Annotated in this window: 16 protein-coding genes and 1 riboswitch; of the genes, 12 read left to right on the top strand and 4 right to left on the bottom strand. The window is 59.9% G+C overall.

Annotated features, from left to right (window positions below):
* The 3 genes from ftsY to Q0792_RS17525 form a co-directional block, all read left to right on the top strand.
* A partial coding sequence (gene ftsY / locus Q0792_RS17535) for a signal recognition particle-docking protein FtsY (protein WP_298843799.1) occupies positions 1-1,042 on the top strand: 1,042 nt, incomplete at its 5' end.
* A gap of 82 nt (positions 1,043-1,124) precedes the next feature.
* Positions 1,125-2,027, top strand: coding sequence for an EamA family transporter (locus Q0792_RS17530; protein ID WP_298843796.1), 903 nt, complete (start codon positions 1,125-1,127; stop codon positions 2,025-2,027).
* 2 nt (positions 2,028-2,029) lie between these two features.
* Positions 2,030-2,653 carry an inner membrane-spanning protein YciB gene (locus Q0792_RS17525; protein ID WP_298843793.1) on the top strand — a complete coding sequence of 208 codons (624 nt, stop codon included), beginning with the start codon at positions 2,030-2,032 and terminating at the stop codon, positions 2,651-2,653.
* Here Q0792_RS17525 and Q0792_RS17520 read toward each other — a convergent pair.
* The 3 genes from Q0792_RS17520 to Q0792_RS17510 form a co-directional block, all read right to left on the bottom strand.
* On the bottom strand, positions 2,650-3,375 hold the full coding sequence (locus tag Q0792_RS17520; protein ID WP_298843790.1) for a Crp/Fnr family transcriptional regulator: 726 nt from the start codon (positions 3,373-3,375) through the stop codon (positions 2,650-2,652). The two genes, Q0792_RS17525 and Q0792_RS17520, sit on opposite strands and share 4 nt — an antisense overlap.
* A gap of 106 nt (positions 3,376-3,481) precedes the next feature.
* Positions 3,482-4,186, bottom strand: a complete 705-nt coding sequence (locus Q0792_RS17515; RefSeq protein WP_298843787.1) for a glutathione S-transferase N-terminal domain-containing protein — start codon at positions 4,184-4,186, stop codon at positions 3,482-3,484.
* Positions 4,170-5,150: an alpha/beta hydrolase gene (locus Q0792_RS17510; protein WP_298843784.1), complete on the bottom strand. Its 981-nt coding sequence runs from the start codon at positions 5,148-5,150 to the stop codon at positions 4,170-4,172. The genes Q0792_RS17515 and Q0792_RS17510 overlap by 17 nt, the downstream gene beginning before the upstream one ends.
* A 115-nt stretch (positions 5,151-5,265) precedes the next feature.
* Positions 5,266-5,342, top strand: a riboswitch (SAM riboswitch).
* A 64-nt stretch (positions 5,343-5,406) separates the two neighbouring features.
* Between Q0792_RS17510 and metZ the strand changes: the two genes are divergently transcribed.
* The 5 genes from metZ (at position 5,407) to Q0792_RS17485 (ending at position 11,371) form a co-directional block, all read left to right on the top strand.
* Positions 5,407-6,585, top strand: coding sequence for an O-succinylhomoserine sulfhydrylase (gene metZ / locus Q0792_RS17505; protein WP_298843782.1), 1,179 nt, complete (start codon positions 5,407-5,409; stop codon positions 6,583-6,585).
* A gap of 170 nt (positions 6,586-6,755) precedes the next feature.
* A complete protein-coding gene (gene folE2 / locus Q0792_RS17500; RefSeq protein WP_298843780.1) occupies positions 6,756-7,859 on the top strand; it encodes a GTP cyclohydrolase FolE2 in 1,104 nt (367 codons plus the stop codon).
* A gap of 179 nt (positions 7,860-8,038) precedes the next feature.
* Complete coding sequence (locus Q0792_RS17495) at positions 8,039-8,275, top strand: DUF1127 domain-containing protein (protein ID WP_298843778.1); 237 nt, start codon at positions 8,039-8,041, stop codon at positions 8,273-8,275.
* 77 nt (positions 8,276-8,352) lie between these two features.
* Positions 8,353-9,801 carry a TrkH family potassium uptake protein gene (locus tag Q0792_RS17490; protein WP_298843861.1) on the top strand — a complete coding sequence of 483 codons (1,449 nt, stop codon included), beginning with the start codon at positions 8,353-8,355 and terminating at the stop codon, positions 9,799-9,801.
* 1 nt (position 9,802) lies between these two features.
* On the top strand, positions 9,803-11,371 hold the full coding sequence (locus tag Q0792_RS17485; RefSeq protein WP_298843777.1) for a thiamine pyrophosphate-binding protein: 1,569 nt from the start codon (positions 9,803-9,805) through the stop codon (positions 11,369-11,371).
* Positions 11,372-11,377: 6 nt separating this feature from the next.
* On the opposite strand, the gene Q0792_RS17480 is transcribed toward Q0792_RS17485, so the two are convergent.
* Positions 11,378-13,162, bottom strand: coding sequence for a serine protease (locus Q0792_RS17480; RefSeq protein WP_298843774.1), 1,785 nt, complete (start codon positions 13,160-13,162; stop codon positions 11,378-11,380).
* Between the two features lie 159 nt (positions 13,163-13,321).
* Here Q0792_RS17480 and Q0792_RS17475 point away from each other — a divergent pair, with 159 nt between their 5' ends.
* From Q0792_RS17475 to Q0792_RS17460, 4 genes are all read left to right on the top strand, one after another.
* Positions 13,322-14,263, top strand: coding sequence for a glycine--tRNA ligase subunit alpha (locus Q0792_RS17475; protein WP_298843772.1), 942 nt, complete (start codon positions 13,322-13,324; stop codon positions 14,261-14,263).
* The gene (locus tag Q0792_RS17470) at positions 14,260-14,781 is read left to right on the top strand and encodes a DUF6446 family protein (RefSeq protein WP_298843770.1); all 522 of its coding nucleotides are present in this window, start codon (positions 14,260-14,262) and stop codon (positions 14,779-14,781) included. Before Q0792_RS17475 ends, Q0792_RS17470 begins: the two co-directional genes overlap by 4 nt.
* The gene (glyS, locus tag Q0792_RS17465) at positions 14,781-16,865 is read left to right on the top strand and encodes a glycine--tRNA ligase subunit beta (protein ID WP_298843768.1); all 2,085 of its coding nucleotides are present in this window, start codon (positions 14,781-14,783) and stop codon (positions 16,863-16,865) included. The genes Q0792_RS17470 and glyS overlap by 1 nt, the downstream gene beginning before the upstream one ends.
* A 62-nt stretch (positions 16,866-16,927) precedes the next feature.
* On the top strand, positions 16,928-19,495 hold the full coding sequence (locus Q0792_RS17460; RefSeq protein ID WP_298843766.1) for a putative PEP-binding protein: 2,568 nt from the start codon (positions 16,928-16,930) through the stop codon (positions 19,493-19,495).
* The last annotated feature ends 53 nt before the right edge of the window (positions 19,496-19,548 follow it).

The following is a 19,548-nucleotide window of genomic DNA, read 5'->3' as shown; positions in this document are numbered from 1 at the left end:
CGAACCCGAACCCGAACCCGAACCCGAACCCGAACCCGAACCCGAACCCGAACCCGAACCCGAACCCGAACCCGAACTGGTGGTTCTGCCGCTCAATCCGGCGCCGGTTGCGGCGGCGCTTGCCGAAAATCCGCCCGGGGAACCAGCCAGAAAATCCGGTGTTTTCGGACGGCTGCTGGGACGCAGTGCACCGGCCACCGTTGTCCGCCGTGTTCTGGACGACGCAATGCTGGAACAACTCGAAGAACTGCTGATTACGGCCGATATGGGGGTGGATACCGCCCTGCGTGTGGTTGCCAATATGGCCGAAGGCAATCTGGGCCGAAAACTCTCCGTCCAGGAGATCAAAGAACTGATGGCGACGGAAATCGCCCGCATCATGGAGCCGGTGGCGCGTCCGCTGCCACTCTACCCGACAAAACCCCAGGTCGTGCTGGTGGTTGGCGTAAACGGCTCGGGCAAGACCACGACAATCGGCAAGCTCGCCAGCCAGTTTCGCGCCGCGGGCAAAAAAGTCGTGATCGCCGCGGGCGACACTTTCCGGGCTGCTGCCGTTGAGCAGCTGCAGGTCTGGGGCGAGCGTGCCGGTGTGCCGGTGCTTACCGCTCCCGAAGGTTCGGACCCGGCAAGCCTCGCCTTTGACGCCATGGGCAAGGCCCAGGCCGATGGTGCGGATCTGCTTCTCATTGACACCGCGGGCCGTCTGCAGAACCGCAGTGATCTGATGGAGGAACTGGCAAAAATCGTGCGCGTGATCCGGAAAAAGGACGAATCCGCGCCGCATAACACCTTGCTGGTGCTTGATGCGACAACAGGACAGAACGCGCTGAACCAGGTAAAGGTGTTCCGCGATATCTCGGATGTTTCCGGCCTGGTCATGACCAAGCTGGATGGCACGGCCAAAGGTGGCGTGCTTGTGGCCCTGGCGGATAAGTTCGGCCTGCCCATCCACGCCATCGGCGTCGGGGAACAGATCGATGACCTTGATGCATTCGACCCCCAGGATTTCGCCGATGCTCTGATGGGCGTGCGGCAGGAATGAATACTGTCGCCCCCGTGCGCCCTTTCTTCTGGCTGGATATGTTCCCGGGGGTCCGGGCGGCGCGCTCTCCGGGACACACGACTTGACCGACTGGCTGATCTCCATCGAGGGAACTGAAACCGGCCACAGCGTGGCCCTTGTTCTTGCGGTGATGGCGGCGTTTCTGCATGCGGTTTTCGGTGCACTTCAGAAAGGCCGCTATGATCCCTGGCTGACCCGGGGGGCTATTGATTTTTCCTACATGACCATGGCCGCACCCTTCGCGCTCTTTGTGGTGCCCTGGCCCGAGCCCCATATGTGGCCGATCTTTGCGGCGGTCTGGGTGATCCACGTGATCTACAAACTGCTGCAGGCCTGGGCCTACACCAAAGGGGCTTATACGGTGGTCTATCCGGTCGTTCGGGGCACAGGCCCGCTGTTCACAGTGATCGGAGCCTATGTGATCTTTGGTGAGACCTTTACCGGGACGCAGTGGTTCGGCGTTGCTGTACTTCTGGCAGGAATCTTTGGCCTCGCGGTTTACAACATGATGTTTCTGGAGACCGAGCGGGATACGTTGCGCGCGGCCCTCGGGCTGGCGGTTATCACAGGGCTCTTTGTGGCGCTCTACACGACCTATGACGCTTACGGGATACGGGCGACGGCCAACCCTTTTACGTTTCTGGCGTGGTTTTTCATGATCGACGGCTTTCTGATGCCAGTCATCGCCGGGCGGCGCTGGCTGCGCATGCCGGACCGGCCTGCGCCCGGACCGCTGATGCTGCGCGGCGTTTTCGGCGGGCTGGTGGCCTTCTGCAGTTTCGGAGCGGTGATGATGGCGACCCGTCTGGACAAGGTTGGCGAAGCGGCGGTGCTGCGCGAAACCTCTACGGTGTTTGCCGCCGTCATTGGCTGGATCTTCCTCAAAGAAACGGTCGGGCCTCGCCGTATTGCCCTGATGGCATTGATTGCGCTGGGCGCTGTGATAGTTGAGATGGGCGGATAACAATGCAGGAAAGCAATGTGGAAAAGCAGATAAACCCGATTGTGAAACAGGTGCTCGAACTGGGGCCGACAGTCCTGTTCTTCCTGATCTACCTGCGCATCCGTGATGACGTTTTCACCTATAACGGGACGGAATACACAGGCTTTATCGTGGCGGCACTTGTGTTTGTGCCCATTCTGCTGGTCGCGATGGGCATCCTGTGGATGCTGACCGGCAAACTCAGCAGAATGCAGATATTTACGGCCTTTATGGTGATCTTCTTTGGGGGTCTCACCGCCTGGTTCAACGATGAACGTTTTTTCAAAATGAAAACGACAATCGTTTACACGCTATTTGCTGTTCTGCTGGGCATCGGGTTGTTGCGCGGCCAGTCCTGGCTTGCGGCTATCATGAACGAAATGATGCCCATGCAGCACGAAGGCTGGATGATTCTGACGCGCAGGCTCTGCGCGCTGTTTGCAGGGCTCGCTGTGGCCAACGAAGTGGTCTGGCGGACCATGTCAACGGACGCATGGGTCAAGATCGAAACCTTTGCCTTTCCCGTCGTTCTGATGGTTTTTCTGGTCTGGCAGACCATGGCGCTTCAGGAGTATCTGATCACCGATGAGCCCTCGGATGAGGCTTAACCCTCTCTGACGTCGGCCAGCGCCTCGACCATCGGTTCAGGGATCTGATCCACCCGCACGGCATCGCGCCCCATGGAGCGGGCGACTTTGGCTGCAAGATCCAGAGATATCGCCGCCTCCAGGGCCAGCTTAAATCTGGATGACCGCTCGCATTTCCGGTGCAGGTCGTCAAATGACCATTCCAGGACTTCGGCGCCTTCTTCCAGCCAGGACGTAGCAGAGCTGGGGACGCCCGTCAGAAAGGCGACTTCTCCGATAAATATACCCGGCGTCAGTACGAAAGCCTGATCGCCTTTGCGGACAAGCACAGACCCGTCTATCACGTAATACAGCTTTCTGCCCCGCCGGTCCTCGACGGTCACCCGGGTGTCTTCCGGGACCGTGTATCTTTTTGCCAGCCGCAGAAGCGCACGGAAATCTCCCGGCGGCAGCTGCGGGAACGTTTCATAAATGTCCGCATGAGCGCGTGGAATGGCCAGCCGCGAATTGCGCGCGAGAAGGCTGGACAGACCTGCAATGTTCGCAAGGCCGATCATCAGGCTGACATAGATCGCCTCCCACAGGGGCGTATCCGCAATAATCGCATAGTACAGGACGTAGATGCCGGTGCCGCCCAGCACGAAAAGACGCAGAACGATCTGATTGGTGATGACGAGACCGGCCACATAAAACGCGCCCGCCAGATAAACCAGATTTTCCGGTGTGAACACACTCTGAATCATGCAAACCCGTATTCTTATTCGCCAACAGGCGCGACTTTTGGGCAAAACATGCGATGATGCAAAGAAAATCGAGACACAGAGTATTATTAACCTCTGTGAGAGAGGTTCAGGTCCGTCTGAACAGAGAATTCTGCGCGTCCCGGTCCTTGCGGAAATCGGCCCTTTTTTCGGCGAAAAGCGCGCGTCCTGCCTGTACACCGGGCCTCGCTGTTACGGTTTCCAGCCAGCGCGCCATGTTTGGCTTGTCGTCCAGCGTCTGCTGCTGACCCTCCCACAGCGAGGCCCAGCCCCAGACCGACATATCCGCGATCGAATAAAAGTCGCCCGCGATGTATTCGTTGTTGGCCAGTCGCCGGTCGAGAACACCATAAAGACGCGCGGTTTCAGACCGGTACCGGTCTTTGGCGTATGGAAGGTCGTTCGGCGGGTCCATCGCGGGCGCATATTTCAAAAAGTGATGGGCCTGGCCTGCCATCGGACCAAGGCCGCCCATCTGCCACATCAGCCATTCTGTCACGGCGATCTTTTCGCGCGGTGTGCTGCCGCCGAAGCGTCCGGTTTTCTCTGCGAGGTATTGCAGAATGGCACCGGATTCAAAGATGGATACGGGCATGCCGTCCGGACCATCGTGATCAACGATCGCCGGCATCCGGTTGTTGGGTGCGATTTTCAGAAAATCCGGCTCGAACTGGTCACCAGCACCGATGTTGATGAGGTGTGTCTCGTAGTCGAGCTCCATTTCCTCAAGGGCCACAGATATTTTCCATCCGTTTGGTGTCGGCCAGAAATAGAGGTCAATAGGCGTGCTCATTGCGTTTTTCCTGCGCTGGTGATCCCGCCATGATGCGTTTTTTAACCAGCAGGGCAAGCCACCGTGCGCGCATCAGCTGATGAGGTGCGCTCACAACTGCGCGAAGACCGGACCAGCGGGGGGCCGGCGCCGCAGGAAGTATGGCGGCAAGGCTTCGCGCGCCAGGCGCGCCAGGGTCGCGCAACAGGCGGCTGTAAAAATCCATGATCCCGCCGCGCCGGTAGGTTGACCAGTGGCAGACGTGATGGCCCGACCGCTCAATCGGAATGTTGAGCCGCGCAAGTGCTGTCAGTGTCGCTGCACAGTCGATCTGCAGCGTTGTGACATTCGGTGCCGCGACGCCCTGGCCGATGGTTATGTCGCCGGACAGTGAGGCAGGGACAAGACGTTCAAAGGCCAGATCAAAGAGATCGTTTTCCCGACTGGTGATGTTGAAAACCTCAACGGCCCGCCCGGCGGGTGTGTCGAGCAGAGCGCTGGCCCGGCTGGCATAGCTGGCACCGGCCAGCAGGATCATTCGGCGCAGCCCGCCCGGGCGCAGGTGGGCCAGAGCGGACAGCGCCGTTTCGACGCCCATGGAGTGCGCGATCACGTGTATGGGCCGGTGGGGGTTCAGCCTGTTCAGCTGGCTGATGATGTCTGCCAGGCTCTTGCCCAGTTGTGTCGCGCGTTGATGGACAGCGCGCAGAGGGCCTCGGGCGTGCCAGCCGAAAGCGATGCCAAGGCCCTCGTCGGCGTTTCCCCGGCCAAAACCCAGCGCAGCGGGCCAGCTGTCGGCACGGTTGCCGAAAATCTTTCTGTGGGGGCAGTGCGCCGGCAGGGCGGGATCGTATTTGTACCCATGGACCATGATGATCACAGGGCCGGCCCTACAGGCCGCTTCGGTCAGTTTGTCCCTTACGGACACATCTGCGTCATGCAGCGCAAGCCCTTCGGGCGTCGCGTTGATCCGGAGCAGCGGCATGGCATGCCCTCTCTGCTATATGTTGTGGCTGAGGTATTGCCCATACATACGACGGCTGCGTGAACGAAGTGTTACAGCACCGTGACGGTGTTGACGGCAGAGTGGCTCTGTTCTATCGGTCGGATGTGGCGATTTGTTACCGGATTGCGGGCCACGTTAAACATCCCGCTAAAAGGTCACCGATGAGGAAACCCCGTCGCGCTGACCGTGACAGGGGTTTTTTTATGCCCGGAAGGGTCGGAAAGAGAAGAATACGATGACAGATCTGAACAAGCGCACCCGCGCGGTGCATGCAGGCACCCGCCGCAGCCAGTATGGAGAGGTGTCAGAGGCGATATTCCTGACCCAGGGGTTCGTATATGACAGTGCCGAACAGGCCGAGGCGCGGTTTCTGAAATCCGGCCCGGATGAATTCATCTATGCCCGTTATGGAAACCCCACGGTTGCAATGTTCGAAGAGCGGATCGCGGCTCTTGAAGGGGCAGAGGATGCCTTCGCAACAGCTTCGGGTATGGCGGCGGTTTCAGGTGCGCTGATGTCATTGCTGCGTGCGGGTGATCATGTTGTTTCCGCCCGTGCCCTGTTCGGGTCCTGTCTTTATGTGCTTGAGGAAGTACTGACCCGCTACGGCGTTGAGGTAACTTTTGTGGATGGAACGGATCTCGCCCAATGGGAGGCCGCGATCCGCCAGGACACCACGGCAGTGTTCTTTGAATCGATTTCCAATCCGACATTGCAGGTTGTTGATATTGCCGGTGTTTCAGCGCTGGCCCATGCGCGCGGCGCGCAGGTTGTCGTCGATAACGTGTTTGCCACGCCTGTCTGGTCGGATGCGATTGCGCAGGGCGCTGATGTGGTGATCTACTCGGCAACCAAACATATTGATGGCCAGGGCCGGGCGCTTGGCGGTGTCATCCTCGGGACGCAGGAATTCATCCGCAAGACTGTTGAGCCCTACATGAAACATACGGGCGGCTCGATGAGCCCGTTTACAGCCTGGGTAATGCTCAAGGGCCTTGAAACACTCGATCTCCGGGTGCGCGCGCAGACGGCAAATGCCACTGCGATCGCCGAAGCGCTGCACAAGCATGAGAAACTCGCGCGCGTGATCTATCCGGGGCTGGTGGATCACCCGCAGCACGCGCTCGTGCAGCGTCAGATGGGGCCCGGTGGCACAGTGTTGTCTGTTGATCTGAAGGACGGCAAGGAAGCGGCTTTCCGGTTTCTCAATGCAATCCGGATTGGCGTCATTTCCAATAATCTCGGAGATGCCAAAACGATTATGACACATCCCGCCACAACCACGCATCAGCGCCTGCCGCAGGATCAGAAAGATGCGCTTGGCATCACGCATGGCCTGGTGCGGATCAGTGTGGGTATTGAGCACCAGGACGATCTCGTCGCGGACATTATGGCGGCCCTTGACGCCGCCTGATCGCCGCTTTGCGTCAGATTTGACGAAACTGCCGGAAATTTCCCCTTGCGCGATATCGCGCCGGGGAAAGTGATCCCGTGTCGTCCGAATGACGTATAAGTGAGTAAGATTGGCAAGCGGGCATCGACGCCCTAAGTGTAGTGCCAGACGTTGTCACAAGGGACATAGCGATGAATATCCACACACCCGTCGTCGACACCACTCCGGACCGCGATGAGGCCCAGGCGGCTCTGAAAGTGTTGCGCCAGTGGGCGAGAGGCGCAAGCACAACCGAAATTCTGGAACTCGACCCGTCGGTTGCGCGCCTCGTGCCGGGGTCAGATACTGTGGATTACCCTGCTTTTTCCCGCGATTACCCGGAAGGTTTCGCGGTTGATGACGGCTATAAGTCCACGCTGCCGGATCTCCAGAATGGTCCGTCCAGCCTGATCCGTGGCGCAAGGCAGCAGATTCAGCACGTGGGCATATCGAACTTTCGGTTGCCGATCCGCTTTCACACGCGTGATGCGGGTGATCTGACGCTTGAGGCATCTGTTACGGGTACTGTCAGCCTTGAGGCCGACAAAAAGGGCATCAATATGTCCCGGATCATGCGCAGTTTTTATAAACATGCGGAGGAGACCTTCAGCTTTGAGGTCATCGAGGCGGCGCTGGATGACTACATCACCGATCTGGAGAGCTTTGACGCCCGGATCCAGATGCGGTTCAGCTTCCCGATGAAAGTCGGGAGCCTGCGCTCCGGTCTGTCAGGCTATCAGTACTATGACATCGCGCTGGAACTGGTGGAGCAGGACGGCGTGCGCAAGAAAATCATGCACCTCGATTATGTCTATTCCTCCACCTGCCCCTGTTCGCTGGAGCTGTCAGAACACGCCCGGGCCACGCGCGGCCAGCTGGCCACCCCGCATTCGCAGCGGTCTGTGGCGCGTGTATCCGTTGAGATCGACACTGACGCGGGCTGTCTGTGGTTCGAAGACCTGATCGATGCCTGTCGCCGGGCTGTGCCCACCGAAACTCAGGTCATGGTAAAACGTGAAGACGAACAGGCGTTTGCCGAACTGAATGCGGCCAACCCGATTTTCGTCGAGGATGCGGCCCGTCTTTTCTGTGAGCAACTGCAGTCTGACGTGCGTGTCGGGGATTTCCGCGTTGTTGCCAGCCACCAGGAAAGCCTGCACAGCCATGACGCTGTAAGCGTGCTGGTGGAGGGCGACACCTTTGCAGCAGAGAGCATTGACCCCAAGCTGTTCAACACGCTCTTCCACGTCGGCTGAACCCGCTTCAGTTATGCACTGATCGCAAGGCGCGTCTGTAAAGGCGCGCCTTTTAACGTATTTTTAACGCCGCGCTGCGGCATTGACCTGGCGGCTATGCACAGATTGCAATTCTAATCGGGGTGCCGGCGCATATATACAGGCGGTAACACAACACCCCGAAAGGTAAGAGGTTCACAATGGCCTTCCACGACACTCACGCCATCGCCCCCCGCGATATCCTGCACTCCGTTTACAACGGCATCGTCAGTTTCTTCAGCAGCCTCGGCCATTCGGTCGTCATGGCATCCGAAGCACGCCGCCGCCTCGAAGTCGTTGAAAATCTGCAGGCGCGTTCCGACCAGGAACTCGCAGCGCTTGGTCTGAAACGCGAAGATATCGTGCGTCACGTATTCAACGACCTGTATTACAGCTGAGACAGTCCGCCGGCGCGACGTGACGCCTGGCCGGGTGGTGCTTGACACTGGTCCGGCCAGCGGCCAACCCTACGATCATGCTGGACCTGCGCCCTGTCGGATATGTCATCGGTTTGCTCGTGGCCGTACTGGGTGTGGCCATGATCCTGCCCATGCTTGTGGACATCGCCGAAGAGCGCGGCCACTGGCCTGTTTTTGCCCAGTCCGCACTGATCACAACGCTCGCCGGTGGCATGATCGCCGGCGCCTGCGCCAAGGGCGTCAAAGAGGGTCTGACCATTCAGCAGACCTTTCTGCTGACCACCTTTGTCTGGATTGCCCTGCCACTTTTCGGTGCACTGCCCTTTATGCTGGGCGAAACCGAAGCGCGTTTTGTTGACGCGTTCTTTGAGGCGATGTCGGGTCTGACGACCACCGGTTCCACCGTGTTTTCGGGCCTTGAGGAGATGCCCAAAGGTATTCTGCTGTGGCGCGGTATCATGCAGTGGCTGGGCGGTATCGGCATCATCGTTGTGGCTATGGTGTTCCTGCCCGAACTGCGCGTCGGTGGCATGCAGATCTTTAAGTCTGAGGGCTTTGATACCATGGGGAAAATCCTGCCCCGTGCGGGTCAGATAGCCAGCCAGATTTCCTCCATCTATCTCGGGCTCACAATGGCCTGTGCGCTGGTCTACCTGGGCCTCGGCATGGGGGCATTTGATGCGACTGTGCACGCGCTGACGACCGTGTCGACCGGCGGATTTGCCAACTATGACGCCTCTTTCGGCGCCTTTTCCGGACCACATGAATATGCGGCTGCGCTGTTCATGATCCTCGCCGCCCTGCCGTTTGTGCGGTATGTTCAGTTGATCAATGGTCAGTCGTCACCGCTGCTGCGTGACAGTCAGGTGCTGACGTTTCTGGCCACTATCTGTGTTCTGCTGGTCATCATGTCAGCCGTTCTGGTACAGACCAACCCCCAGTACTGGGGCGACTCGATCCGCCAGGCGCTGTTTAATCTGACGTCGATCCTGACAGGCACAGGCTATGCCTCTGTTGATTATATGGGCTGGGGTCCGTTTCTTGTCTCGATGTTCTTTTTTGTCGGACTGATCGGAGGCTGTGCGGGCTCCACGACCTGTTCGATCAAAATCTTCCGCTACCAGCTGCTCTTTGCTTCAGTGAAAATGCAGCTGCGCAAGATCCGTTCACCAAATGGCGTGTTCGTTGTCCGCTATGACCGTCGTCGCGTTGACGAGGAAGTGCTGAGCTCGGTGATGTCCTTTTTCATGTTTTTTGTCGTGACACTGGGCCTGCTGGCCGTGGCACTGAGCCTGACGGGGCTGGATTTCATAACCTCCGTTTCCGGCGCGGCGACTGCGCTGTCAAATGTCGGCCCGGGTCTGGGAGACCAGATTGGCCCGGCGGGTAATTTCGGCGGGCTGAACGATACCGCAAAGTGGTTGCTTTCTGCGGCAATGCTGCTGGGGCGGCTCGAGCTTCTGGCGGTTTACGCCATTCTGACCGTGAATTTCTGGAGAAACTGACATGCAAAGACCGTTGGGCGCACAGATATCCCATATGCTCAGGGATCGCGGTGTTGAGGTGATTTTCGGCATACCCGGCGTGCACAATCAGGAAATGTACCGCGGGATCGAAGAGGCGGGCATCACCCATGTGCTGGCGCGCCACGAGCAGGGCGCGGGATTCATGGCCGATGGCTACGCGCGTGCGACCGGCAATCCGGGGGTGGCCTATGTGATTACAGGGCCGGGGGTCTGCAACGTCATGACCCCTATGGGGCAGGCTTACTCGGATTCTGTGCCGCTTCTGGTGATTTCATCCTGTCTGGACGAAACGGCGGCAACGCGTGGCCAGCTGCACCAGATGAAAGATCAGCGCATCGCGGCTGCCACCGTCTGCGACTGGTCTGAAGAGGCACGTACAGCAGAGGCGGCCTACGCGCTCATTGATCGCGCGCTGGGCGAATTTGCGCTGCAGCGACCCCGCTCCAAGCACATCCAGGTTCCTATTGGCGCGCTGGAAGCGCTGGCTGCGCCGGCACCTGCTGCCGGCAACACAGTCGCGCCATGGACCATTCCACCCGAGGCGTCACTCGCCGGATTCCTGTCGGCCCGGAAACCTCTTTTTGTCTTTGGCGGTGGCGCGGTAAGGGCAGGGTACGCAGCACGCGGGGTTCTCAGGCGTCTGGGTGCTGCCTCTTTCAGCACCTACGCCGGTCGGGGTGTCGTTTCCCCAGACGATCCGCTGTCTTACGGCAGTATGCTGGCGCGCCCGGACAGTGCGCGGATCATCGCAGAAGCGGATCTTGTCATCGCGGTCGGCACAGAGCTTGCAGAAACGGATCTGTGGCGCCGCGAACTGGGCGCGACCGGGGACTTCGTCCAGGTGGACATTGATCCCGCCGGTTTTGCACAGCCCGGGGCACTGAACATATGTTGCGACGCGCATGTCTTTCTGGAGTGGCTGTCAGAGCATGCGGCGGATCACACGCCGGATACTGACTGGTCAGCGGCGGATGTCGCCGCAACCCGCGCACGGTGGCGGTCCGAAATCGCGGCAGAACGCCCCGGTATTCTGCCTGTCTGCGATGCACTGCGTGCCGTGCTTCCGGAGGATGTCATGATCTATTCGGATATGACCCAGTTTGCCTATGCCGCCAAAGAAGTCTGGGATATGGACCGCCCGGGTCAGTGGCATCATCCCTACGGGTTCGGTACACTGGGCTATGCCACACCCGCGGCCATTGGAGGCGCGATCGGGCGCAAAGGTCAGCCGACCATGGCGATTATCGGTGACTATGGTTTCCACTACACGATGCAGGAACTGGGTGTTGCAGTGGAGCTGGGGCTGAACCTGCCCGTCCTGCTCTGGGACAATGGCAAACTCGGCGAGATCGAGGACAGTATGGTGCGCGCCCAGATTGCCCCCAATGCGGTCGTGGCGCACAACCCTGACTTCTGCAAACTGGCAGAAGCCTTCGGTGCGAGGTCAGCGGTACCAGCCGATCTCGCGGCTCTGCAACAGGCTGTGCTTGCCGCATTCGAGGCGGATGGCCCGACGCTCATCTATGTCACGCCGCAGATTGCGGCATAACAGAGTTTACTCCCAGCAGCTGACCAGAACGGTCATATCAACGCCACGTGTGGCAATGTCTTCCGGGGCCAGCGCATCTGCGCGCGCACTGTATGTCACGTCGATTCCGGCCCGGGTCGCAAAGTCAGACAGTGCCGACGGGCTGAGCGAAAACTGCACGTCATCGGGGAGCTGACGGTTGCTGTCCGGGCGCGGCAGCAGCATACCGAAAACATTGCCACTGGCGTCCATGACCGGACCACCCTCGTCGCCGGTCAGAGCCGGTATCGTCAGACGGTTGAGTGTTGGTTCCCCGGCCAGACCTCCCAGATCGGCAAGCGAACCAAAGGTAACCGATGGGGCGTTCAGCGTGCCCTCGTACGAATATCCGGCAACCGCAATTTCCGAGCTCAGCTGCGGGGGGACAGGGCTGAAGTTTGCCACATGCAGGGGCGCAAGCGCTTCACCTGGTGTGATCAGGGCGATGCCACGGTCCGCATCGACGAGGCTGAGTTCCGCATCGAGGTCGCCGTCAAGCGTGATACGCGCGCAGTTCTCGACGACATCGGAGGTTGTCATGACAGCACCACGCTGCGTGACAAAGAACCCTGAACGCGATGCGCGCGGTTTGCGTACCGCGAGACCCGATACCAGATCAGCGTCCTGCGACAATGTGGTGCCGGTGGCCGGGTCCATCACGCCGGGCAGGCGGGTCAGGCTCCGGTTCATCTCGGTGATCAGCCGGGCACGCCGGACTTCGTCATCCGCAGGCCAGATCAGCGTGAAACCCTTGATCTCGCCACTTTGCAGACTGACACGCGTTTCGCTCACGATACGGTCATTTCGCCCGACAAGGCTGAAACTGTCCCGCGCGAGAGCGCGATCTCCCTGCAGAGGTACGATGCTCAGGGTCTGCATCACCGCGTAAAGCCCGGCTAGCGTATCCCTGTCACCCGGCTGGCTGATCAGCAGTACAACCGGACCACCTTCGTCGCGGGCGCGGTAGTGGGCGAAGGGTGCCTCATAGCGGTCAAACCGGACAACAGACGTAGGCAGGCGTACCGCAATGCCAGCCGTAGCATCACGTACAGTCTGCATGCCCAGGCCATCCAGAATGGCGTTATACTGGGCCATGAGCTTTGCGCGCTGACGAGTTGTCAGAACGCCCGTGTCGGGCACATCGTTGGCTCGTTGCCAGGCTGCCATGCTGGCGCGGGTCCCGCGCCCAAAGGCACCATCAATGCCGCCGCTGTAGTACCCGCCATCCTGCAGGGCAATCTGCAGCTCCCGGCGTTCCTCACGGGTCAGCGCGCGCTCGCTGCGCAGGGCATCTGCCCGGGTCTCGGGGTCCGGTGTGCCCGCCTCCTCCTGAGCCTGTTGCGGTGCTTCGGGAACCACGATCGCAGGCTCTGCGGGCGGTGCCGCCGGTGTTTCTGTTGTGGTCTGTAGGGAGGTCCCTGCTGTATCTCCGGTCTGCGCGCCCTGTACCGGCCAGAACTGTCCGCGATACGCACCATTCTGCGCGATATAGCTGTCGCGTGGGATCAGGCCATCGCGGCGGTAGACCTGCAGCACCTGTTCGGCATCTTCCCGCGTGTAAGGGCCAAGCGCGATCGCAAACCAGCCCCGCCCCATGTCAAACCCGGCAACGTCCTCGAGCGCACGGGCAAATTCCGCGGCCTGGTCAACAGCCTCTGCGAGGCTGGGCCGGGCAGCGATCTGAACCCAGACAACATCCTGTGAGCCCTGTGCCTGTGCCGTCTGCAACGGCGCAAGAACTAGAACAGCCAGAACAATAACATACCGCAACATTTTCCGCTTACTCCTGCGCCCCGGTTACGGGCGACACATAATCAGGAATTCAGCCCTTTGACCATAACACATTGATCGGTTTATCCCCGCTGGTGCAATTGACGCCCGCATCCAGCGGACGTAGGTAAGGCGCGCAGGAAATCCCCCGGGGCAAAAGCCATGTCAGAGACTGTTGATCGTCCGAAATCGTTTCAGGAGATAATCCTGAGACTGCAGAATTACTGGGCCGCCAGAGGCTGCGCGGTATTGCAGCCCTATGACATGGAAGTTGGTGCAGGGACCTTCCACCCGGCGACGACGCTGCGCAGCCTGGGCACACAGCCCTGGGCGGCCGCCTATGTACAGCCTTCGCGCCGTCCGACAGACGGGCGGTATGGCGACAGTCCGAACCGCTGGCAGCATTACTATCAGTACCAGGTGATCATCAAACCCAGCCCGCCGGACCTGCAGGAGCTGTATCTGGGCTCGCTTGAGGCTATCGGGATCGATATGGCGCTGCATGACATACGCTTTGTCGAGGATGACTGGGAAAGCCCCACGCTGGGCGCCTGGGGTCTGGGCTGGGAAGTGTGGTGCGACGGCATGGAGGTCAGCCAGTTCACCTATTTCCAGCAAGTTGGCGGACATGACTGTCACCCGGTTTCCGGTGAGCTGACCTATGGTCTGGAACGCCTCGCCATGTATATTCTGGGCTTTGACGATGGCAACGAGATGCCGTTCAACGATCCGCAATGCCAGATCCCGCTGACCTACGGTGATGTTTTCCGCGAAGCCGAGGCGCAGTATGCGCGGTGGAATTTTGACGTGGCCGACACGGACGTGCTGCTGCAGCACTTTATCGATGCCGAAGCGGAGTGTGCACGGGTGCTGGACGCACCGGCTGATGACCCGAAAACCGGACGACGGATTGTCATGGCACTGCCGGCTTATGATCAGGCGATCAAGGCCAGCCATATTTTCAATCTGCTGGACGCGCGTGGTGTGATTTCCGTCACTGAACGCCAGGCCTATATCGGCCGGGTGCGTGCGCTGACCAAACGCTGCGCCGATGCCTTTGTGCAGACACAGGCCGGGGGCTGGACCCCGGAGACGGGCGCATGAACGGTAAAATTGTCGGGACGGTCATTATGGTCAGTGCTCTGGTCGCGGGTGCGGCGCTCTATTATCTGCAGGTTTACGGGTTTTACGAAGAGGCCTCTGCAGAGGTTCAGGAAGTGCGCCTGATGTCGCTGACAGCACAGGAGCCTGTCGCGATTCTGGCTGAAGAAATTCAGGCGATTGATGCAGACAGTTCGCCTATCCGTTTCCGGGCCTGTTTTCGGACACCTTCCAGCCTTGCAATGCTGACGGAAACCTATGTCGGCCTGGACCGCGCCGTACCGCGTAATGCGCCGGACTGGTTTGACTGCTTTGATGCGCCCGCCATCGCTGCCGAACTGCAGGCAGGCACGGCGCTGGCTTTTCTGGGTGAAAAGAACGTGGCCTTTGGCGTCGACCGGATCGTTGCCATCACCGGGGACGGTCGCGGCTATATCTGGCACGAACTGAATGACTGCGGCGAAAAGGCCTATGACGGCACAATCGTCGGCGAAGAATGCCCCAAACCGGATGCGAACTGATGCCTGATCTGCTGATTGAACTCTTCTCCGAGGAAATTCCCGCACGGATGCAGACCCGCGCCGGCGAGGATCTGAAAAAACTGATCACCGACGGACTGGTGGATGCTGGTCTGACCTACAGCTCGGCGGCTGCCTTCACGACGCCGCGCCGTCTGACGCTGGCTGTCGGTGGTCTGCTCGCCGAAAGCCCGACCACGACCGAAGAACGCAAGGGCCCGCGTGCGGATGCGCCGGAAAAGGCGATCGAGGGATTTCTGCGCGGTGCCGGTCTGCAGCGCGATGATCTGGAAGAACGTGACACACCCAAAGGACCGGTACTTTTTGCAAAGATCACCAGACAAGGTCGCCCGGCCGCGGCGATCGTGGCAGAGGTTCTTGAAAAGACGATCCGCAATTTTCCCTGGCCCAAATCCATGCGCTGGGGCAATGGAACCCTGCGCTGGGTGCGTCCGCTTCATGCCATCCTGTGCATCGTGAACGACGAAGCAGGTGCAGAGACTGTGCCGCTGAATGTGGACGGGATCATCTCTGGCGATGTAACGGCAGGGCATCGTTTCATGGCGCCGGCGCGGTTCCCGGTCACCTCTTTTGACGATTACACCGACAAGCTCAGGCGCGCGTATGTCGTGCTGGACCCGGCCGAACGTGCCGATGCTATCTGGAATGACGCCACCAACCAGGCCTTTGCAGGCGGCCTGGAGGTTGTTGAGGACAAGGGGCTGCTGGCAGAGGTCGCGGGCCTGGTGGAATGGCCGGTTGTTCTGATGGGGCGTATCGGCGCGGATTTCCTCGATCTGCCGCCCGAAGTGCTGCAGACGTCCATGAAAGAGCACCAGAAGTTCTTTTCCGTGCGCAACCCAAAAACCGGGCGTATCGAACGGTTCATCACCGTCGCCAACCGCGAAACGGCGGACAACGGGGCGACCATTCTGGCAGGTTACGAAAAGGTGCTCTCTGCGCGTCTGGCGGATGCCAAGTTCTTCTGGGAGAACGATCTGCGTGTTGCCAAAGGCGATATGTCTGTCTGGCTTGATGCGCTGGAGAACGTGACCTTTCACAACAAACTGGGCACCCAGGCCGGGCTGGTCGGTCGCATGGCCGCGCTGGCGCGGGAACTGGCGCCCATTGTCGGTGCTGATCCGGATGCCGCCGAAGAAGCCGCGCGTCTGGCCAAGGCGGATCTCAGCTCGGAAATGATCTATGAGTTTCCCGAGCTGCAGGGGTTGATGGGGCGCTATTATATCGAGGCATCCGGCCGGTCTGCAGAGATCGCTGCCGCCGCCGAGGAACACTATGCGCCGCTGGGTCCGTCAGACGAAGTACCGACCGCCCCGGTGTCCGTTGCCGTGTCGCTGGCAGAGAAGATCGACAAGCTGGCGGGTTTCTGGGCAATTGATGAAAAACCCACCGGGTCCAAGGATCCGTTTGCGCTGCGGCGCGCAGCGCTGGGGATCATCCGGATTGTGCTTGAAAATGACCTGAGCCTCGCTCTGGCGGACACATCTGCCAAAGGCGCAGAAGCACTGGTTACAGCTGGCATTGCCGAAGCTGTAGACACTGTTGACCTTATGTCTTTCATCCACGACCGCCTCAAAGTCTATCTGCGCGACCAGGGTGTGCGCCATGATGTGATTGACGCCTGTATCGCCATGGAGGGCAGCGACGATCTGGCGCTGCTGGTCAGACGCGCGCGGGCCTTGTCGGAGGTGCTGGGCACGGATGACGGCGAGAACATGATCCAGGCCTTTAAACGCGCCAACAATATCCTGACCCAGGCCGAAGAGGCGGATGGCGTCGAGTATTCCTATGGCGCGGATATAAAGTTCGCCGAAACGGATGAGGAACGCGCGCTTTTCGCGGCGCTTGATGCCGCAGAAGCCGCAATTGCACCTGCTGTGCAGGCCCGGGATTTTCCTGCAGCCATGTCAGCCATGGCTGCCCTGCGCGCACCGGTCGATGCATTTTTTACCGCTGTGCAGGTGAACGCAGACAATGCAACCGTACGTCGTAACAGGCTGAATCTGCTCAGCCGGATTACCCGTATCTGCAGTTCTGTCGCTGACCTGACCCGGATAGAGGGTTAAAAAACAACCTCCTGCGCGCGATGACGCGTGCAGGGGTACTTGTCACGTAAACTTTACACCCTATGCTGCACCTCGGAGAAAAAGGTGCCGCAGTGCAGAATAACCCGCATACAACGCTCGTAACGCCAAAGGCGCCGATCGCGACGGATACCCACGGGGGGCGCGCGAAGTGTCTGCAGCGCCTCGTGCGTCTTGATCTGCCGGTGCCCCGGACGGTCGCGCTGTCTTTTGAGGCCGTTCAGCGTATCGCGCGGGGCGAAATGCCTGATATCTCAGCCATCGTTTCGCAGTTTCCCGATGGCGCGCTGTTGTGCGTGCGGCCCTCGTCCGAGGACCCTGACTGGGGTGGTCCGGGCGCTGTGCTGAACATCGGGATGAACGCTGACCGGCAGGCTGATCTGACTGAACGTCTGGGTGCTGAGGCCGCCGAGGCGATATTCATGCGGTTCGTCCAGTCCTATGCAGTAGACGTTGCCCGGCTGGACCCCGACATGTTTGATGATGTCCGGCCCGACAGTGCCGTGGGGTTGCAGGATTCGCTTTATGCCTATGAGGCAGAATATGAGGAACCCTTTCCGGCCGATCCGGCGGAGCAGCTCACCGCGGTGCTCAAGTCCATGGCGCGGGCATGGGATGGCACAACCGCCAGGCTGCTGCGCCAGGCCAAAGGTGCGCCGGCAGATGCGGGACTGGGCCTGGTGGTACAGGAAATGGCGCTGGGTCTGGGGACGGGCGAGTGCGGATCGGGCGTTCTGCAGCTCGTGAACAGCGATACCGGTCTGCCACAGATCACCGGGCGATATCTCAGTCAGAGCCAGGGTCGGGATGCTCTCGAAGGCGACGCAGGAGCTGTTTTCCTGAGCCGCGACCCACGGGGGGCATCGCTCGAAGAACTGGTGCCCGATGTTTTTGCGAGGCTTTGCAAACACGCGTCACTGATGCGCGAGCGTCTGCGCGAGGAAATGCAGCTGGAGTTCGTTCTCGAGAACGGTGCGCTTCACATTCTTGATGGTGTGCGGGTTGCACGATCCAGTCAGGCCGCTGTGCGCATTGCGGTCCGTCTGGCCGAGGACGGCATCATTTCGAGGGCAGAGGCGCTGATGCGTGTTCAGCCGCGGACGCTGACAGAATTGCTGCACCGGCAGGTCAGCCCAACGGCACGTCGTGACGTTATCGGTCGGGGCATTGCCGCGAGCCCGGGTGCGGCCACTGGTCAGATCGTTTTCAGCGCGGCCGAAGCGCAGGCAAGCGCGTCCCGGGGCGAGCCCTGCATCCTGGTGCGCCGGGAAACCTCGCCGGAAGATATCCGTGGCATGCATGCCGCCGTGGGGGTTCTGACCGAACGCGGTGGCATAACCAGCCATGCGGCGGTAATCGGGCGTGGTATTGGTCTGCCCTGCGTGGTTGGTGCATCAAGCATGCGGTTCAATCGCAGCAAGAAGCAGCTGGTCACCGAAGGTGGCAGGGTATTCGAAAGCGGCGAGGTCATCACGCTGGATGGCACCAGCGGTGAAGTCCTGGCAGGCGCTCCTGAAATGCGCGAAGCCGCGCTCGACGAAAGTTTCCAGCGCCTGATGGACTGGGCGGATGAGCTGCGTGACATTGATATCCGGGCGAATGCCGATACACCGGCTGATGCGCAGACGGCGCGGAATTTCAATGCGCAGGGCATCGGACTGTGCCGCACAGAACATATGTTTTTTGAAACCGGGCGCCTGACGGTCATGCGCGAGATGATCTTTGCAGAGACCTCGCAGGACCGGCGTGCTGTGCTTGAACGCCTTTTGCCCATGCAACGGGCCGATTTCACACAGTTGTTCCGCATTATGCAGGGCAAGCCGGTTTGCATAAGGTTGTTTGACCCGCCGCTGCACGAATTTCTGCCGACGGACAGGGTTGGGCAACGTGAACTGGCCGAGGCGCTCGATCTGCCTCTGTCGGACGTCACGAGGCGCATCAGTGCGATGTCGGAATACAACCCGATGCTGGGTCTCCGCGGTGTCAGGCTTGGCGTCACCGTTCCTGAAATCTACGAGATGCAGGCCCGTGCGATTTTCGAGGCGGCACTGGATGCGGCCGTGGATGGCGTCGCGGTGGTGCCTGAAATCATGATCCCACTGGTGTCTGCGCGCCGCGAAGTGGAGCTGGTCAAAACTGCCATCGATGCCGTGGCGTCGGCTGTCCGGTCAGAGCGTGACCAGGACTTTGATTTCCGGCTGGGTGTCATGGTGGAAACACCGCGCGCCGCATTGCGCACGGCTGACATCGCTCCCTATTGCGCGTTTCTCAGCTTTGGAACCAACGATCTGACGCAGATGACTTATGGGTTGTCCCGGGATGACGCAGGCCGTTTCATGTCTGATTACGTTCAGCAAGGGGTGTTTCCTGAGGACCCGTTCCACGTTCTGGATGTTGAGGGTGTTGGTGAACTGCTCAAGATTGGGGCAGGAAGAGGGCGGGAAGCACAGCCGGACATCACCTTGTCTGTCTGCGGTGAGCATGGCGGTAACCCCGAATCAATCTCCTTCTGCCGGGATGCCGGATTCGACTATGTGTCCTGTTCCCCGTTCCGAGTCCCCGTAGCGCGACTAGCTGCCGCACAACTGGCAATTTCGGACAAAATATTGTAGTTAGAGCTATATTTTGATCAACATGTTGTGTTTCAATGCCGCGTTTTTTTGGC

This window comes from uncultured Roseobacter sp., from assembly GCF_947495025.1.
GTDB lineage: Bacteria > Pseudomonadota > Alphaproteobacteria > Rhodobacterales > Rhodobacteraceae > Roseobacter.
Note: the sequence above shows the minus strand (reverse complement) of the source record. Positions and strands in the feature narration are given on the sequence as shown.

Bases quoted from the DNA above. Each gene is read 5' to 3' on its own strand.
- Q0792_RS17490 (WP_298843861.1), top strand. From the start codon at position 8,353: ATGCTGGACCTGCGCCCTGTCGGATATGTCATCGGTTTGCTCGTGGCC.
- metZ (WP_298843782.1), top strand. From the start codon at position 5,407: ATGACAGATCTGAACAAGCGCACCCGCGCGGTGCATGCAGGCACCCGC.
- Q0792_RS17510 (WP_298843784.1), bottom strand. From the start codon at position 5,150: ATGCCGCTGCTCCGGATCAACGCGACGCCCGAAGGGCTTGCGCTGCAT.
- Q0792_RS17485 (WP_298843777.1), top strand. From the start codon at position 9,803: ATGCAAAGACCGTTGGGCGCACAGATATCCCATATGCTCAGGGATCGC.
- folE2 (WP_298843780.1), top strand. From the start codon at position 6,756: ATGAATATCCACACACCCGTCGTCGACACCACTCCGGACCGCGATGAG.
- Q0792_RS17480 (WP_298843774.1), bottom strand. From the start codon at position 13,162: ATGTTGCGGTATGTTATTGTTCTGGCTGTTCTAGTTCTTGCGCCGTTG.
- Q0792_RS17495 (WP_298843778.1), top strand. From the start codon at position 8,039: ATGGCCTTCCACGACACTCACGCCATCGCCCCCCGCGATATCCTGCAC.
- Q0792_RS17475 (WP_298843772.1), top strand. From the start codon at position 13,322: ATGTCAGAGACTGTTGATCGTCCGAAATCGTTTCAGGAGATAATCCTG.
- Q0792_RS17470 (WP_298843770.1), top strand. From the start codon at position 14,260: ATGAACGGTAAAATTGTCGGGACGGTCATTATGGTCAGTGCTCTGGTC.
- Q0792_RS17515 (WP_298843787.1), bottom strand. From the start codon at position 4,186: ATGAGCACGCCTATTGACCTCTATTTCTGGCCGACACCAAACGGATGG.
- Q0792_RS17460 (WP_298843766.1), top strand. From the start codon at position 16,928: ATGCTGCACCTCGGAGAAAAAGGTGCCGCAGTGCAGAATAACCCGCAT.
- glyS (WP_298843768.1), top strand. From the start codon at position 14,781: ATGCCTGATCTGCTGATTGAACTCTTCTCCGAGGAAATTCCCGCACGG.
- Q0792_RS17520 (WP_298843790.1), bottom strand. From the start codon at position 3,375: ATGATTCAGAGTGTGTTCACACCGGAAAATCTGGTTTATCTGGCGGGC.
- Q0792_RS17525 (WP_298843793.1), top strand. From the start codon at position 2,030: ATGCAGGAAAGCAATGTGGAAAAGCAGATAAACCCGATTGTGAAACAG.